This is a genomic window from Dietzia sp. CH92, from assembly GCF_032248695.1.
In the GTDB taxonomy this organism is placed as follows: Bacteria; Actinomycetota; Actinomycetes; order Mycobacteriales; family Mycobacteriaceae; genus Dietzia.
Map to the genome: position 1 here is coordinate 605,134 of NZ_JAVHXC010000003.1, position 16,084 is coordinate 621,217.

Genomic DNA, 16,084 nt, shown 5'->3' on the forward strand with positions numbered 1-16,084 from the left:
CCATCACCGGGCGACGTCGACGACTGGCCGAGCACGGTCGGTCAGGAGGGTGGCTGCGGCCAGCAGGTAGCCGGCGAGGGCGATCATGACTGGGGCCAATAGGTAGACGCCGGGCGCGCACGCGATGACAAGCACAGCAGTCATCACGCAGGCGGACTTGGCGGCAATGGTGTTCCTGCGAGCAACGAGGACGAGCGCAAGCCCCGCTGCGGTGATCGTGATGCTTGCCCACCCGGCGAGCGGGGAGTGCTTCGCGAAAGTCACGGGGATGGAGAAGCCTCCCTGGGCGATGAGCAGGGCCCCGACCACAGTCATCACCAGTGCGGCGGCCCGGGTGCGCTCGCTCGCGGTGTCGTGGTGAAACTCGGATGCGGTGGTGATCATCAGCGCGACCACACACGTCAGGGCCACCACGCTCATCGCCGGGATCACGTAACCGAGGCCGTCCGGGCAGCTCCACACCTGTTGCCCGTCGATTCTGTTGCGGGTACAGCCGTAGTGGGTGGCTTGGGCCAGCTGCATGGCGCCGACCGCCAGGAACGCTCCCACGCAGCAGCCGCCGATGGCCGCGACGAATGAGGCGTAAGCAATCCGCGCACCAACTCCCATGGCCACACCGTAGTGCGGCTTGGCTGTCTTGAAGCGGGCCCCGATGTGATGCCGGCGGCCGGGGCCTATCCGGAGGAGGCCGGGTTGTCTGGCGGCCTGCCGTAACGAGACCGAATGTAGTGGGTGATGTGTCCGGCGAGGGCCAGGGCCGCCAGGACGAGTTGGACGCGGCGATCGGCGAGCCACGTCAGCGGCCATTCAAGTGCCCCTAGGGCCCAGGAGGTGGGGGTGTGGCGCGGCGAGGTCGGGTCGCCGTGAAGGCTGTGGGCGAGGTCGCTGGTGCTGGCCGACTGTCCGTCCCGAAAGGTGGAAAGCGCGTAGCCGCACATGTCGGCCTCCGCGGCTGCGATCGGCCAGAGGCGGTCAGTGCCGAGGAAGAGTCTGGACTGCCCACGTTCCGGGCGGCCGGGAGAGCAGGAGTTGCCTGAATCGGGCGAGGTGACCAGCACTCGCGAGGCCACGTTTCCGGCGTAGACCTCATCGACCTGGTATTCGCTGACACCGGGGAAGGTCCGCGCCAACGTGCCCGTGAAAACAACGTCGTAGCGGGACAGGCGCTCCAGTGCACCCTGACGGTTCTCCGGCAACGCGCAGCTACATGCCGCCGCGGTACCGGCCCCGCCGAATAAGAGCGCCACAGCCAGGGCGATCAGCGTCACGACCTTCCACGGCCCAGTCACAGGCATCCTGGGAGAACCAGCGGGAGAACTCGCCGCAACGTTGGGGGCCGGGCTCTTATCCCTTTGATGAGCGCGGATCATTGCCTGGGGCGATGGTGTCCTGTGCCCTGGTCTGTCCGTTCTTGCCCCGCACCTGTAATTCGCCACCGCCATCGTTGGCAAGGATCTCGCGAGCCCGGTCAACGCCATCTGACTGTCGGGGTGTGACTGCGCTCGCTCGGTCGGCCCCCGGTTTGCGTACCTCCCAGTTTCCGTCGTCACGCTGAACGACTCGTTTGTTGACCATGCCGAGTTCCCATCGTCGCCGACTGTTGATGTGAGCGTAGAGCGGAAGCGGAAGCGCTGGGGCGCCAAGTGGGCTTGGGCGTTCTGTCTTTGTCGTAGGTCCGTGCAAGTCTTCGCGGTGTGACTGATATCGGTGTGCTGAGGATCGGTGAGCGTCTGATTTCGCGACGCTGGAGGAAAGTCATCAGCGCGGCGGTTATCGCTGTGTTCGTGCTTCATCCTGCGATGGGGCAACGAGCGGCCTTGTGGGCTGGGGACCAGTACGCTCAACGACTTTCGCGAATGGTGGAAGATGCAGGATTGCTGGACTTCGGCACGATGCCGCCCCAGACTCCGGTGTCTGATGGAGCCTGACTGGTCATAACGTCTGATTACCGGACCGCTGGGGAACGGCTGCGTTCCCGTCGGGCCGGGGGGCACTCCGCTGGTCAGGTAGGGCGCGAATCTGTGGTGCTCGCGTGGCGTCGGTGCGGACCCAGCAGCGCGTAGAGCACTGCGCCCAGAAGTGGTAACGCGACGATAGGGAGCGCCCATGCCCAATCTGACGAGCTGCGCCGACGCCTGGCCAGGTGGGCAATCGCGACGACATCGAGGACGAGCACCAGGAGCACCGTGGCCGTAAAGATGATGTCGTAGGCAACTGGAACAGTCTTCTCCACGTCCGGTTGGGCGAGGGCGCTGGAGTGCGCGATCGTGAACAAGGGCGTTCTCCAATTTCGTTGCGGTGGCGGGTGCGGTTCGGGCGTGGCCGGTGGTCGCCGCGGTCGGCACGCCAGCGACCGCGATCGGCGCAGTCCTACTTCGAGCCAGTGGCGTTGTTCGTGTGTCTATGGCGACGGCGCCATGTCCAGATAGATAGTCCAATGCCGACTACGGACAGTATCGGCAGGGACCACAGTGCTCGACGGCGTAAGAGGATCTGGTCGACCCGATCATTCGGCAGCGCGAGCGGTGCCGGTTCATACCCTGCGATGTAGATCGTCGACTGAAAGTCCTGGGGCAGTGCGGTGCCGAGCAGGCCCACGCTCGCAGCGATAGAGAAACAGGTGGCCGGGAAGACGACCCAAAACCAGGGAAATCCGAGCTCGGTGTCTGGGGCCGACTGTCGTGGCAGGGTCACCGCCGCCACGAGCAGCACGGTGAGTAGCGCAAGAACCATGAGCCAGACCATGAGCGTGAGCCTAGGACGACGCGGAAGGCGAAAGGCAGAGTTGGCGCAGCGCAGCACCGGGTGGTGGCCCGGCCCTCTACGCTGCACTCATGGTCGCTGCCTTCTCGTCCGGCACGGGTAGTCGCAGAGCTCGTATTGCTTTGGGTCTCGTTCGGGCGGTCAGCATCTTCGCTGCGGCAGTCGTGGTGGTGGTTGTCGCAGCGCTCAGTTTGCTCGCTGTCGATTGGGCGCCATTCGTCGATGGCAACGTGGGCGACGGGGACCGTCTTCTTGGTGGGGTGCTCGCCAGCTGGGCGCTGATGATCGCGGGCCTGGCGTGGCTGATCGCGGTGCTGGTGGCGTGGCGATTCCGGCAGCTACGAACGTGGTGGCTCGGGGCCCCTCCGGCCCTTTTCGTGGCTGGTGTGGCCGTGGCGCTGGCGATTGGAGCAGCGGTCCCAAAAGGGCTCGATTCCTCTCGCTCAGAGATGGAGAATGCTGTTGCGCAGGCTCGCTCCCATCCGCCGGGTTGGTCGGAGCTCTACGGCTTCGACACCCCACGGCAAGTAGGGCACGTGGAGGTCTGGAAGCTCAGCCACCGAGAGGACGGGGTGGTCGTGGTCAGCGATGCCGACTTCGTCTTCGGATTTCACATGCGCGGGTGGGCACATTCCCTACAGGGGCCTCCCACGTTCGAACCTGGAGTAAAAGAACTGCAGGTAGAGCACCTCGGAGGGCCGTGGTACTCCTACAGCTACGTGCTGTAGCCGCCGTCCGGAGCGGGCCGAACGAAATTCGTGCCAGTTCGCGGACGAGAGGAGTGGCGACCTTCCAGACGTGACTCAGCCTGGTCGGGTTGACATAAGATAACTTATCGGCGGCTTAACCGCTCAGGTAAAGCGGCTTATCTCAAGCTCTAGAATGGAGATTCCGTCTCGAGAGAGAAATGTTCTGAGCACCCCCGGGAGCCGGGCCGGCACGACACGGGACAGGGCCGGTGGCGCCATCTGAGCCACACGAGACCTCATCGCTCCATCAGGGCAAAAACCCCCGCCGAGGTGCTCGCGCTGACAGTGGGCATAGCGGGTCGGCTCACTGGTGAGCGCGGCCCGCAATTCGGGTGCCACCTCGTCGGTCGGGTTCTCATCTAGCCGCAGCCGCATGCTGAGCAACAGCGCGGCGATGTACCGGTCCCAGTCGTCCTAGCTAGCGAGCCTCAGCCCTCCGCCAGCCGCACGTGCCGGATCGGCCCGTGCAGTGAGGTAACGAGCAGGTCGTCGGGACCGAACTCCCCGAACCCGTCGGCCACGACCACGGCCGTGGCGCGGGGGATCCCGCCCACCAGGACGCAGGCGTCGCCGGTGCCGCGGTCGACTCGGAATACCTCGCCGGTGGTCCACGACGTGACGTAGAGGGCCTGCGGGGTCACGGCCAGATCGTCGAGTCCGCGGGCGATCTCGGGCGGGGTGGTGAGCTCCCTCGTCGTCGTCGCCTCCGGCCGGTCCAACGGCACCTTCAGCACCACGGTGCGCGTGGTCGACTGGGTGACGTACGCGGTGTCACCCTCGATCGCGATCCCGTTGGACACGCCGATCCCCGCGCGGCGCGTCCAGTCGTCGTCGACCTCGCCGGCCGCGGTGACCCGCGTCAGCGCGGGCACGTCCAGGCTGGTCAGGTACCGGTTCCCGGCGGCGTCCACGACCAGGCCGTTCATGCGGGCGTCCAGGCGCGCCTCGATCCGCGCCTCGGGGCGCTCGGCGGCCGGGTCGAACGTCACCACGTCGGACCGGTCGGCAAGGTACCCGGTACCGGCGGCGACGTGCATGCGCCCGTCGGGGCCGAGCGCGATCCCGCCCGGCGCGCGGACGGCGACCGACGCCACCACGCGGCCGTCGGGATCGTAGGCGTCGACCCGGTTCAGGAACGTCGTGGACACCCACAGGCGGCCGTCGGCATCAAAGGCGAGGTTCTCGGTCCAGCCCACCACCGGCACGGGGGCGTCACCGAACGTCGACACCCGCGGCGCGGGGCCGGGGCAGGCCGCGATCGGCGTCCCGACAGAGCCCGGCGCGCTGACCAGTCCGGACCCGGCGTCGAGCGCGGCGGCCGAGCCGCCGTGGGGACCGAGCGACCCCAGTGCGCCCTCGATCGGCGCCGCCGCCGAGCCGACCGACCCGGCCGCGCCCTCGACCGAGCCGGGCGGGACCGCCGCCGCGGCGGGCACGAGGGCGGCCGGCGCGAGCACCACGGCGAGCCCGACGGACACCGCGCGCCCGGACACCACGCGCAGGATCCGCCGGGCCCGCATCGTCAGACCCCGGCCGGCCGGCGCCCGTGGAGCTGGTACTCGGCGAGCAGCGCCTCGCGGTCGGCGTCAGTGAGGGGCCGGTACACGTCGTCCGACTTGTCGGCGCCGCCGCGCAGGTAGACCTCGCCCGGCTCGATCCACGACTCGCGTCGCAGGCTGGGCTTGGAGATCTTGCGGGTGGCGGTGACGGGCATCTCCTTCATGATACGAACGAACCGCGGCGCCCACTTGGTGCCCATGTCGGGCTGGGTGCGGCAGAACTCCGTGAAGGCGTCGGCGTCGAACTCCACGCCGGGCTCCAGCTGGATGGCGGCCATCACCTGGTCGCCGGTGCGCGGGTCGGGCACCGGGTAGACCGCCACGACCAGCACGCCGGGGAAGCGGTCGAGGATCCGCTCGACGGGGCCGGCGGAGAAGTTCTCGCTGTCCACGCGGATCTTGTCGCCGGAGCGGCCGGCGAAGTAGAAGTAGCCGTCGGCGTCCTTGTAGCCCAGGTCGCCGGAGTGGTAGACCTCGCCGATGTTGCGCTCGGCGGTGGCCTCGGGGTTGCGGTAGTAGCCCTCGAACAGCGTGGCGCCGGTGAGGTTGCAGATCTCGCCGATCGCCTCGCCCGCGTTGACCAGGCCGCCGTCGGCGTCGAACTCGGCGACCGGGCACTCGGTGCCGTTCTCGTCGAGGATCGCCACGTCCATGTGGGTGCCGGCCACGCCGAGCGCGCCGGGCGGGGTGTCCTCGGTGCGGCTGATCACCACGCCGCCCTCGCTGGAGCCGTACGACTCCTGTGGCGTGACGCCGAAGCGGCGCTCGAACTCGACCCGGTCGTGGACAGACGCCTCGGTGCCGAACACGATCCGCAGGCGCGTCCGCGTCTCCTCGGGGACCTCGGGCTGGGCGAGGATGTAGGACAGCGACCGGCCGACGTAGTTGAAGTACGTGGCGTCGAACTTCAGCACGTCGGGCAGGAAGCCGGAGGCCGAGAACTTGCGGCGCATCGCGAACGTGCAGCCCACGTAGGCGGCGGGGGAGAAGGCGGCGAACAGGGCGTTGCCGTGGAACAGCGGCATGGCGCTGTAGGCGACGTCCTCGCGGACCAGGCCGCGGTAGTTGATCGTGCCGAGCATGGCCATGCGGCCGGTCGAGCACATCACGGCCTTGGGCGCGCCCGTGGAGCCCGAGGTGAACAGCAGCGCGAGAAGCGTGTGGGGGTCGCGCGCGTCCTCGGGGTGCAGGCGGGGTTCGGCGCCGGCGTGCTCGGTGAGCAGGCCCCGCCAGCGGTCGGAGCCGATGTCGAACGTGGCGACCGCGCCGGTGTCGAGGCCGTCGAGCAGCGCGGCGCCGTCGGCGTCGGTGAGGATCACGTCGCAGTCCACGCCGCGGATGTCGGAGGCGAGCTCGGCGCCGCGGCGGGTGGGGTTGATGCCGATGATCGTGACGCCCGCGAGCGCCGCGCCGCACAGCGTGAACAGGTACTCCGGGACGTTCTCCAGCAGGATGCCCACGTGGAGGCGCTTGTAGGGATCGGGACGCTCGGCGTAGGAGGCCGCGTACTCGTCCGACCAGGCGCGCAGGATCCCCGCGCGGACGGCGGCCTCGGCCACGAACTCCCGCCACGTCCACGCCGAGTCCTCGAACAGCAGCCCCGGGTGGTCGTCGGTGGAGCGCTCCAGCAGGATGTCGCCGAACGTCTCGTGCGGCATGTCGAAGCCGGGATTGAAATCCGCTCTGGTCATGAGACCGCAGGATAGGCCATGCGGCCGCGTCCCACGGCGGGAACCGCCGATGACTTTGACAGGTGTCAGCGTGGGTGTCCGGGTCGTCGGGCCGGTGGTCGGCGCAGACCGGGATCGGGTAGGAACGAGAGGTGGCGCGCCGCGCGGGCGCGCCGGGAACGCGAGGGGCGTGGGATGGTCGCGGAACCGGGTGGAGGCCGCAGCGTGGCGTCGGTGGCCGGCGCGGACGGTGGCGCCGGGCGGTACCGCGACGAGGTCCGCCACGCCGAGGGGTACGACGACGAGGTCCGCCACGCCGAGGGGGACGGCGACGAGGTCCGCCTCACCCGCGCCCGGGGCGTCGGCGGGGAGATCCGACTGGTCGGGGTCCACAACTTCCGGGACGTGGCCGGCCCCGGGTACGCCCTGCGGCCGTCCGGCGCGATGACCCGCGGTGTCGTCTACCGGTCCACCGCGCTGTCCGTGGACGAGGGCGATCTCGGGACGCTCGAGCGTCTCGGCGTCACCGCGGTGGTGGACCTGCGCACCCCCGCCGAGATCGAGAAGCAGCCCGACGTGATCCCCGCCGGCGCCGAGTACGTGCCGATCGACGTGCTCGGCGGGCACACGTCCGCGGCGACGCTCACCACCACCGGCCTGGTCGGGGCCGACCAGGCCCGCCGCGAGATGGCGGAGACGTACGAGCGGTTCGTGCTGGGCGATCACGAGCGAGGGGCCTTCGGCCGCGCCGTCCACGCGCTGGCGGCGTCGTCCGGGCCCGCGATCGTGCACTGCACGGCGGGCAAGGACCGCACGGGGTGGGTCTCCGCGCTGCTGCAGCTGCTGGTGGGGGTGCGGGAGGAGGACGTGATCGCGGACTACCTGCTCACCCGGGAGCGGTCGGCGGATGTCGTCGCCGCGATCCGCACTTACGTGCAGGCCGAGATGCCCGACAAACTCGAGGCGGTCGAGGTTCTCCTCGGCGTGGAGGAGGCCAATCTGCGGCGCTCACTGGACGCCCTGGCCCGGGAGTTCGGAGACGCCCGCCGGTACCTCGTCGAGGGTGCGGGCGTGGAGGACGCCGCCGTCGACGAGCTGGCCGCGCGCCTCAGGTCAGGATGAGCAGGGCCCCGAGGACCCCGCCGAACCCCAGCGACTGCAGCGCCACCGCGATCGTGCGCCCGACCTCCGTGCGGGCGCCCGCGTGGACCCGGGGACCGGCGAGGGTGACGGCGAAGATCATCACGACGGCCGCGACACCGGCGACCGTGTCGGCCAGCCGCGCGGCCACCCCGTAGACGGCCGCCAGGCCCAGCAACCCGCCGACCAGTGCGGCGAGCACGGTCGTGTGCGGGGCGGGCAGCACCGTCGCGTGCGGCGCCCGGGGCTCATCCCGGGACAGCTCGCGCTCCCGCAGCATCAGACGGTCACTCATGTCCCCGACGGTACGCACCCGCGGCGGCGCGAGCCCCGCCTCCGCCCCTGCCCCCGACCGGCGTGGGTGTTCGCGCAGGTCACGTCGCCGCCGATCGGCGGAGAGTTCGGTCACAGAACCGCGCGTCCCCGCTCCCCGGCCCGCCACATCCGTCCCTCCGGACCCGGTGGCCACCCGTGTCACCGTTCCACCACGGGCGTGGGGGCGGGCGTAGGATGCCCGGGGATCCGATGGGGCTCGGGTCCGGATCGTGTGACTGGTCTGGGGGTTGACGTGGGCGCTGCCGGTGCGATCGGCGGGTGGTTCGAGCCGTCTGACGAGGTCGGGCGTGCGTGGGACGAGGCGGAGGCGATCCTCCGGGCGTGCGATGACCTGGACGCGGTGATGGCCACCATCCACGACGCCGCCTCTCCGGTCGAGGCGCGCCGCGCCCTCAAGCGGGAGTTCGGTTTCACGGGCCGCCAGGCCGCGTTGCTGCTCACGCTGCCGGTGATGTCGTTCACCCGCTCGGAGAGGGATCGCCTGGCCGGTGGTCGGCGCGCGCGGTTGGAGCTCCTGGCGGACGTCACGGGCGTCCTGCCCGCGGTCCCGGCCGAGCCCGCCGCGCCCGCGCCTGCTGAGCCCGCGGTCGCCGAGCCGGCGCCTGCAGATCCAGCGCCCGGGTTCGCCGCGTCCGGGCTCGCCGCGTCCGGGGAGGCGTGGACCGCCGAGGTCGACGGCGCCCTCGCGCGCATCAGCTCGGCGATGGAGGAGTCGTGGGGCGAGGCCCCTGGCGAGCCCTGCCCGGTCGCCGATGCGTCGCCCCGGCCGGTCCGACGGTCGGTGGTGGGGGAGCAGGACGCCTCGGAGGTCGTGGACGAGCAGATCGGTGAGCTGTGTGATGCGCTGGCCGATCTCGTGAGCGTGGCCGCTCCCGCACTCGAGGTGGCGGCCCTGGACGACCCTCGTCGGCCGGACAGCCCCAGCGGGGTGCTGCTCGACGGTTGCGAGGTGGGTGACGACACCGGCCTGCGCACTCTGCTGTGGCATCTGCGCCGCACGGGTCTGGATTCGGTGCAGGGGTTGTTCCCGTTCGCGGAGCCTCTGCCCGCGGAGCGGGGCTTCGACGTGCAGGCCGCGCGGTACGCCGAGGCGATGAGCGCCGGCGTGCTGGGGTTCGAGCCGGGCGGTGATGCGACGTGGTCGGGACGGTTGTGGCCGATCGCCGAGCGGAGCGGTTTCGGGTACGCGGTGTCCTACCGCAGCGGGCCCGACGAGGGGTCGGTGTGGGCGTACGGCGGCGGTGAGACGCTGCACCGACTGTGGGATTCCGTCCTCGACCTGCTGGTGGAGCTGTACCAGGCGTTCACGGCCGGCGCTCCGTGCGATGCGGCGATCGCCGCGGTCGTGCCGGGCCGGGTCGTGTGGTCGAACCTGGGCTGAGGCGGACGCGCCGCCTCAGCCCGGGCCCCACGGTCCGGTGCGGGTCACGCGACCGGGATCAGCTCCCGCGCCACGATCGTCGGGCGGGGACCGCGGCAGAAGACCAGCTCGATCCGCGAGACGGTCATGCCGGTCGAGTTCGCGAGGAGTTCTGCGTACGCGCACAGCTGGAGCAGGTACTCGTCGACGGTCTCCGTGGTGACGGCGACGTCGGTCTTGTAGTCGACGATCGACAGTGACCCGTCGTCCTCCTGCACCACCAGGTCGACCACGCCGTCCACCGCCACGGTCGTCCCCTCCGCAGTACTCAACGCCCCGGCCACCGGCAGCTCCGCCCAGTGCGTCCTCGATGCCGCCCGTCGCACCGGCGCGGAGGTCAGGGCGGTTCGGGCGACCGCGACCATCTCGGCCACGGCCTCCGGGTTCCGGCTGCCCCGCAGGTCGCCGGCGAGTCCCAGACCCGCCAGCTGGTCGGCGGCCCACCGTTCCCAGGCCGCCATCGCCGAGTCCGGATCGGCCGTCGGCCCGAGCAGCCGGGACAGGTCGGTGTGTTCGGCCAGGTGGTGCACGGCCGTGCCGACGTCGGGTCCGGCGGCGACCGGCGTCGTACGCGGCGCGGGCGGGAGCTCCTCCGGTCGCGTCGGGGCGGGTGCGAACCGCTCCCGCAGTGCTGCCGCGAGTCGCCGGGGTAGGGACGACGTCCGAGCCCCCTCCGCCTCGTCGTCCGAGGCGTCGGCCTGTGCGTCGGGGTGGACGATCCGGGTCGCCGACCATCCCGCGCGCTCGGCGGACCTCTCGGAGATCTCCCGGCTGCGGCGCGCCCACTCCGCGTCGTCGGGCACATCCACGGCGGGCACCGCGGCCGACTCGAGGAGGTTCTCGCCGAACGCGACGAGTGGCGGTGCATCCGGTTCCTCGACCGCCGACCCCAGCAGCGACCCCCACAGCTTCCTGGGTGTCTTCTTCTGGGTCAGGACATACCCGTGCCCCGAGACCGCGAGCCGGCTCTCGGCGCGGGTCGTGGCCACGTAGAGCAGCCGGATCCGTTCGGCGAGAGAATGCTCGGCCTCGCGCGCGGCAGCGCGGGAAAAGGCCGGGTCACGGACGATCTTCGAGAACGACGCGGCGGGGCGCGGCGGGTCGTCGTGAGTCCACAGCAGCCGGGACCGGTCGTCAGGCCACTTCCGGCTCATCCCGGCGAGGATGACCATCGGGTACTCGAGCCCCTTCGACGCGTGGATGGTGGTGATCCGGACGGCGTCGACGCCGATCTCCGGGATCGCCGCTTCCGGGACCCGCGCGTCCTCCGCGGTCAGTGCCAGGGCCCAGTCGGCGTAGTCGCGCAGGTCGGCGCGGGCGGGGTCGGTGGCGGACTCCTCCCACTGCCAGGCGTGCTCGATCACGAACCGGATCCGCCGCCACAGATCGCGGCGTCGAGGCGACTCCGCGACGGTCTCGAAGACCATCCGGTCGTGGACCAGCTTCTCCAGGAGCTCGCCCGGGCGTCTGGTCCGGCGGCCCAGCTCGGAGAGGTAGTGCATGGCCTCGGCGACGGGCGACGACGCGAGCTCGTCCGGCGCGGGCGCGCCGGGAGCCCAGGTGCCGCCACCGGCGCGCCAGCGGAGGAGGTCGTCGTCCCCGCAGCCGAAGAGGGGTGACCGGAGGGCGCCCACGAGTGAGGCCTCGTCGGCGGCGTTCGCCACGGCGCGCACGGCCAGCAGCAGGTCGCGGATCTCGGGTGTCCCGTAGACGATCGAGGACGCCTCGGTGCGGAAGTCGATCCCGGCGCGGTCGAGGCAGGTCTCGATCATGGGCAGCGAGCCGCGCGAGGGCAGGAGGATCGCGATGTCGCCGAGCCGCAGCGGCGTGTGGGTCCCGTCCTTGGCCTCGTGTGTCCACTGCTCGCGGATGGCCGTGGCGATCACCCTCGCCACGTCGGCGGCCTCGGTCCAGTGGCGGGTCTGGTCGTCGCTCGCCTCCGGCGGGCAGTCCGGGGGGACGTCCCCGGTGCGGAAGACGAACGGTCGCGGCCCGTGGACCGGATCGTGGGGTGGGCGCGAGGGCGGGGCCTCCAGTGCGCGGTACTCGGGCTGCACGCTCTCAGACGCGGTGAGGACCTCCGAGAACACGTCGTTCACCCAGTCGAGAACGGCGCGCGAGCACCGGAAGTTGGTGCTCAGGCGCGCAATCTCGACGCCGGACTCGCCGCCGTCGCCGCCGCGGGCGCGCAGGTAGGTGGCGATGTCGGCGCGGCGGAACCGGTAGATGGACTGTTTGGGATCCCCGACGGTGAACAGTCGGCCGGGTTCGGGTCCTGCTCCGCCCGGCGCGGTGGTGAGGAGCTCGGCGAGGTCCAACTGGATGGGGTCGGTGTCCTGGAACTCGTCGATGAGGATCCGGCGGTACCGTGACCGGACCCGCTCGCGGACCTCCGGCACGCGGAGCAGTTCGCGGGCCAGGACGAGCTGATCGTGGAACTGCAGGGTGCCGTGACGGCGTCGGTCGTTGGCGTGCCTGAGGACCACGGGGATGAGCGCGTCGAGCACGACCGCGATCCGCGGCCGCCAGTGAGCGGAGAGGATCTCACCGCACACACCCGGGAGTTGCCGGATCTCCTCCTTGATCGAGTCGAGCGCCTCCTTGCCGCCCCAGTTGGCCGCCTTACCGCCGCGCCCCACCCCGATCGGCTCGGCGAGCAGTTCGACCCATGTGGGAGACGCGGACGGGTCGGTCGTGGCCGCCTCGAGTCCCTCCAGCCACTCCTGGTGCTGGCCGAGGGTCTGGTACATCAGATCGGCCTCGTCCTGACAGGAGTCCCGCCACCCGACGATCGAGCCCACCGCGGTGATGACCTCGGCGAGGTCCGGAGACGCGGGTAGCTCAGGGGGGCCGGTGTAGAGCGGTTCGGTGGGCAGGCGGTCCCAGTCCCGGTGCAGGGCCTCGACCACCTCGCGGAATGCGCGGGTGGAGACGCCCGCGTCCAGCATGTCGTCGACGGCCCGCGCGAGGTTGCCCGACCGCTGCGCCGCCGGGCCGCTGCCGAACAGGACCATGGCGCACTCCTGCCACAGGGCCTCGACGGCCGTGGCCTCGGCGGTGTCCTGTTGAGCGGTGACCCGCGGCGGGATGCCCGCCTCGAGAGGGTTCTCCGCCAGCAGGCGCAGGGCGAAGGAGTGGAGGGTGCCGATCGCGGCCGTGTCGAGCCCGGAGAGGGCGGCATCCGCGCGGTCGTCGCCCGCGGCCCGTTGTTCCACCAGATGCACCCGGAGGCGGTCCCGCAGCTCGGCGGCCGCCTTCTCGGTGAACGTGATCGCGGCGATCCGGTCGACGGGGACCGCGTCGTCCAGCAGCAACGTGCTGAGACGGCGGACCAGGGCGTGGGTCTTGCCGGTCCCGGCCCCCGCCTCCACGAACAGCGTCGCGGACGTATCGGTCTCGACGCGGTCGCGGGCGGCCTGATCGGGCAGCTCGCTCGTGTGCGTGAGCTGGCTCATGAGGAGGCCTCCGCTTCCGAATCGGTGGGGACGGCGCCGAGCAGGCCGACGAACGCGGGATGTGAGGACACCGGCTCGTGCTGCGAGAGTCGCTCCCACGCCTGGTCGAGGTCGGTTCCGCCGAGGAGGTTCGCCAGGTCCCGCGAGGAACCGCGGCCGCCCTTGAGCGGGAACCATCCTCGTTGCAGGGCGTCGACCAGGTGGCCGACGTTGTCGCGGACCCGGTCCAGCAGGTCGACGGTGATGTCGAGGGCGATCTGCTCGAACTCCCCCCGCTCGGTGCAGTACCAGTACCGCACCTCGCTCACGGGCATCTGACCGGCGCTCGCCGCGGCCACGGCGTAGAGCGGCAGCTGGAACCGTGTGCCGGCGAGGGTCGGGTTCTCCTCGGTGGGGCGATCATCCGCACCGGGGGGCTTGCCGGTCTTGTAGTCGGTGACACGTTGAGTGCCCCCGCGGACGTCGAGCCGGTCGATCGACCCCGCCAGCAGCACGGTCGCGCCACCCGCGGAGGTGGGGACCTCGAACGGCACGTCGACGACGGCGCCCTCCGGCCCCGGGCGCCCGAACGGCAGCTCGGTCGCGGACGGCTGCCACCCGGCGTGGTGGTCCGCGCTGTCCTCGGCGAACCACCGTTCGAGTTCGGCGGCGAGCAGGATCTCCCGGCGGCGCCACAGGGACGCGACCAGCCCGGGGGACTCGGCGACAGCGGCCTCACACTCCTGGTGGAGGGCCTTCATGAGGAGCTCCCTGTCGGGACCGGACCCGGTCGCGATGCGGTCCGAGACGTAGCGCTGCAGGATCGAGTGCACCAGGTCGCCGTACTCGCGCAGATCCATCTCGATGTCCGCCGCCGGGTCCTCGAGCGTTCTCACCCGGAGCACCGTGGTGAGGAAGAACAGGTACGGACTCTGCGCCCAGTCCTCGAGCCGGGTCGGCGAGATCGGCTGGTCGAGGACGGTGAGCAGGTCGGCCGCCGACGAGACGTCGCCGGTGAACCGGGTGAACCGTCCGTGGCGACGGTCGAGACGCATCTCGTGGGCGCGCAGGAGCAGGGTGGGGCTGTCCGGGCGGGGCCGCCATCCGTGCGCGGCGAGCTGCCGGAGGCGCAGCTCGGTGAGGGTGGCCGGCTCGGCACCGAGCGACGGGGGCGGTGTGAGGACCCCGTCGACGAACGACGGCACCGCGATGACCGCCGGGCACCCGGCCACGTCCTCCTGCCACCGGGTGGCGTGGACGGTGACGCCGGCGAGGCGGGACAGGGTGGGCAGCAGCCAGCGGGACGGGATGCGGTCGCCGCCGCCCCGCATCGAACCACGGGGGAAGGAGCACAACCGGTACCCGCTCCCCGCGGCCAGTGCCAGCTGGAGGACGCGGTAGCGCTCGTCGAGCATCTCGGCCGAGGGCGGCTCGACCGCGCCCTCGGGCAGGAGCGGATCGGGCTTGTGGAGCACGGGCAGGAGACCTTCGGCCATGCCGACCACGCACACGGTGTCGAGGTCCCGCCCGACCGCGTCGTCGACAGGCCCGAGGGCGACCCCGGCCCCCTCCTCGCCGACCCGGTCGGTGACCTGGTCCAGGCGGGCGGTCACGGCGGACATGACCCGAGCCCGCGTGATCGCCGGCCCGATCGAGTCGAGGTCGGCGAGGGAGGCGAGGACCGAGAGCACGGCCCCGCGTTCCGGGCCCGGCCGGAAGACCGCGCCGACCAGCCCGCTCACGGCGTCCGCGGCCTCGGACCAGGTGCGGGCGGCGCCCACCGCGCCGAGAGTCGCCCGGACGAGGCCGATCAACCGCACCAGGGCCGCAGCCGCGGCACGCTCCGACTCGGCGAACGCCTCCGGCTCCTCGCGCAGGCGGTCGGCCAGCCGGTCCCAGTCGCCCCCGCCGATCACCGGGAAGCGGGTCCGGGTGAAGATCTCGAGGCGCCGGGAGGAGACCGACGCCCCCGCGTCGTCGAGCGGCATGACGGCCCCCTCCGCCACGATCGACAGGAGTTCCGCGCGGGGGAGCGTCTCGGCGTCCAGACCCAGCAGCCTGACGAGCGACCGGCCGGCGGGGGTGTGCCCCAGCCCGGAGTCGGACGGGCCGTGAACGGCGATCCCGGCCTCGGCGATCGCGCGGTGGAGCAGACGCAGGTAGGGGTCGGGGGAGGGGTAGTAGACGCCGATCCGGTGCCCGGGTACCCCGGCGGACAGGCGGGAGCGGACGAAGCGGACCACGGCCCGCACCTCGTCGTCCGAATCCGACGCGTGCAGCACATGGGTGCCGGTGACCGCGTCGACCCCGGCGGGCTCCGCAGCCGAGGCGAGGTGGTCCGATCCCGTCCCGGGGACGGGCGTCACCCCGCGCTCCTCCAGCGCCGCCCGGAGCCGACGCTCGACGGCGGTCCCCCGCAGCGGCGCGGCGAGGACGATCCTCCCGAGCGCGTCGAGCCGCTCGAGCGCCGTGGTCACCGCCTCGAAGCGTGTGTAGTAGGCGGAGGCGGTCGCGGCGTGTGCCTCGCCGGCCAGGCGCAGCACCTCCCCGTGCAGCGGGGTCTCCGGGACGACCGACCCGGGCTCCACCGTGCCCAGGCGTAGGCACGCCCGCGCGACCGCCTCTCCGGTGACGGGTTCGGCGGCCACGGACGCCAGCGCCCCGGGGTCCACGTCGAGTGCCCTGTCCACCGCGGCGGACAGGATCGGGAAGGGCAGCGGTGCCCTCGGCGCCAGGGCGGGCGCCGCCAGCTCGTCGATCACCTGCGACGCCGTCCGTACCGCGACGTTGACCGCCCCGCCCGACAGCGCCAGCGCGCGGACGAGGTCCCGCGCCGCACCGAACGACGGGACGAGCACGGTGATCCGACCGAGGGGGTCTGCACCGCGGAGACGGTGGACCTCGGCGGCGAGGACGCTGGGGTGGGCCTGGGATCGGGTCACACCGACATGGTGCCGCACGGGTACGACAGACACGGTCCGGGCGGTGCGTCATAACGCCATGACGTGTCGGA

General features: G+C 71.6%; 13 protein-coding genes. 3 read left to right on the forward strand and 10 right to left on the reverse strand.

Going from position 1 to position 16,084, the window contains the following annotated elements; translation table 11 throughout:
• Positions 1-3: 3 nt before the first annotated feature.
• From RWK90_RS09215 to RWK90_RS09225, 5 genes are all read right to left on the reverse strand, one after another.
• Complete coding sequence (locus tag RWK90_RS09215; protein WP_314037013.1) at positions 4-609, reverse strand: hypothetical protein; 606 nt, start codon at positions 607-609, stop codon at positions 4-6.
• A gap of 65 nt (positions 610-674) precedes the next feature.
• The gene (locus RWK90_RS09220; RefSeq protein ID WP_314037015.1) at positions 675-1,268 is read right to left on the reverse strand and encodes a hypothetical protein; all 594 of its coding nucleotides are present in this window, start codon (positions 1,266-1,268) and stop codon (positions 675-677) included.
• A 76-nt stretch (positions 1,269-1,344) separates the two neighbouring features.
• On the reverse strand, positions 1,345-1,575 hold the full coding sequence (locus RWK90_RS17360) for a DUF2188 domain-containing protein (RefSeq protein ID WP_396230292.1): 231 nt from the start codon (positions 1,573-1,575) through the stop codon (positions 1,345-1,347).
• Positions 1,576-2,002: 427 nt separating this feature from the next.
• Positions 2,003-2,233, reverse strand: a complete 231-nt coding sequence (locus RWK90_RS17365) for a PLD nuclease N-terminal domain-containing protein (RefSeq protein ID WP_396230306.1) — start codon at positions 2,231-2,233, stop codon at positions 2,003-2,005.
• 137 nt (positions 2,234-2,370) lie between these two features.
• Positions 2,371-2,745: an amino acid permease gene (locus tag RWK90_RS09225; RefSeq protein ID WP_314037018.1), complete on the reverse strand. Its 375-nt coding sequence runs from the start codon at positions 2,743-2,745 to the stop codon at positions 2,371-2,373.
• Positions 2,746-2,834: 89 nt separating this feature from the next.
• On the opposite strand from RWK90_RS09225, the gene RWK90_RS09230 reads away from it, so the two are divergent.
• Positions 2,835-3,491 (forward strand): hypothetical protein, encoded by a 657-nt coding sequence (locus RWK90_RS09230; RefSeq protein ID WP_314037020.1) that lies wholly within the window; start codon positions 2,835-2,837, stop codon positions 3,489-3,491.
• A 449-nt stretch (positions 3,492-3,940) separates the two neighbouring features.
• On the opposite strand, the gene RWK90_RS09235 is transcribed toward RWK90_RS09230, so the two are convergent.
• Complete coding sequence (locus RWK90_RS09235) at positions 3,941-5,032, reverse strand: SMP-30/gluconolactonase/LRE family protein (RefSeq protein WP_314037022.1); 1,092 nt, start codon at positions 5,030-5,032, stop codon at positions 3,941-3,943.
• A gap of 2 nt (positions 5,033-5,034) precedes the next feature.
• On the reverse strand, positions 5,035-6,762 hold the full coding sequence (locus tag RWK90_RS09240) for an AMP-binding protein (protein ID WP_314037024.1): 1,728 nt from the start codon (positions 6,760-6,762) through the stop codon (positions 5,035-5,037).
• Between the two features lie 174 nt (positions 6,763-6,936).
• Between RWK90_RS09240 and RWK90_RS09245 the strand changes: the two genes are divergently transcribed.
• Positions 6,937-7,863 carry a tyrosine-protein phosphatase gene (locus RWK90_RS09245; protein WP_314037026.1) on the forward strand — a complete coding sequence of 309 codons (927 nt, stop codon included), beginning with the start codon at positions 6,937-6,939 and terminating at the stop codon, positions 7,861-7,863.
• Here RWK90_RS09245 and RWK90_RS09250 read toward each other — a convergent pair.
• On the reverse strand, positions 7,850-8,176 hold the full coding sequence (locus RWK90_RS09250; protein WP_314037028.1) for a hypothetical protein: 327 nt from the start codon (positions 8,174-8,176) through the stop codon (positions 7,850-7,852). The genes RWK90_RS09245 and RWK90_RS09250 overlap by 14 nt on opposite strands.
• A 273-nt stretch (positions 8,177-8,449) precedes the next feature.
• On the opposite strand from RWK90_RS09250, the gene RWK90_RS09255 reads away from it, so the two are divergent.
• Complete coding sequence (locus tag RWK90_RS09255; protein WP_314037030.1) at positions 8,450-9,598, forward strand: DNA gyrase subunit A; 1,149 nt, start codon at positions 8,450-8,452, stop codon at positions 9,596-9,598.
• A gap of 44 nt (positions 9,599-9,642) precedes the next feature.
• Here RWK90_RS09255 and RWK90_RS09260 read toward each other — a convergent pair whose 3' ends face one another.
• Both RWK90_RS09260 and RWK90_RS09265 read right to left on the reverse strand, forming a co-directional pair.
• A complete protein-coding gene (locus tag RWK90_RS09260) occupies positions 9,643-13,092 on the reverse strand; it encodes a UvrD-helicase domain-containing protein (RefSeq protein ID WP_314037032.1) in 3,450 nt (1,149 codons plus the stop codon).
• Positions 13,089-16,013 (reverse strand): PD-(D/E)XK nuclease family protein, encoded by a 2,925-nt coding sequence (locus RWK90_RS09265; protein WP_314037034.1) that lies wholly within the window; start codon positions 16,011-16,013, stop codon positions 13,089-13,091. Before RWK90_RS09265 ends, RWK90_RS09260 begins: the two co-directional genes overlap by 4 nt.
• Positions 16,014-16,084 lie beyond the last annotated feature (71 nt).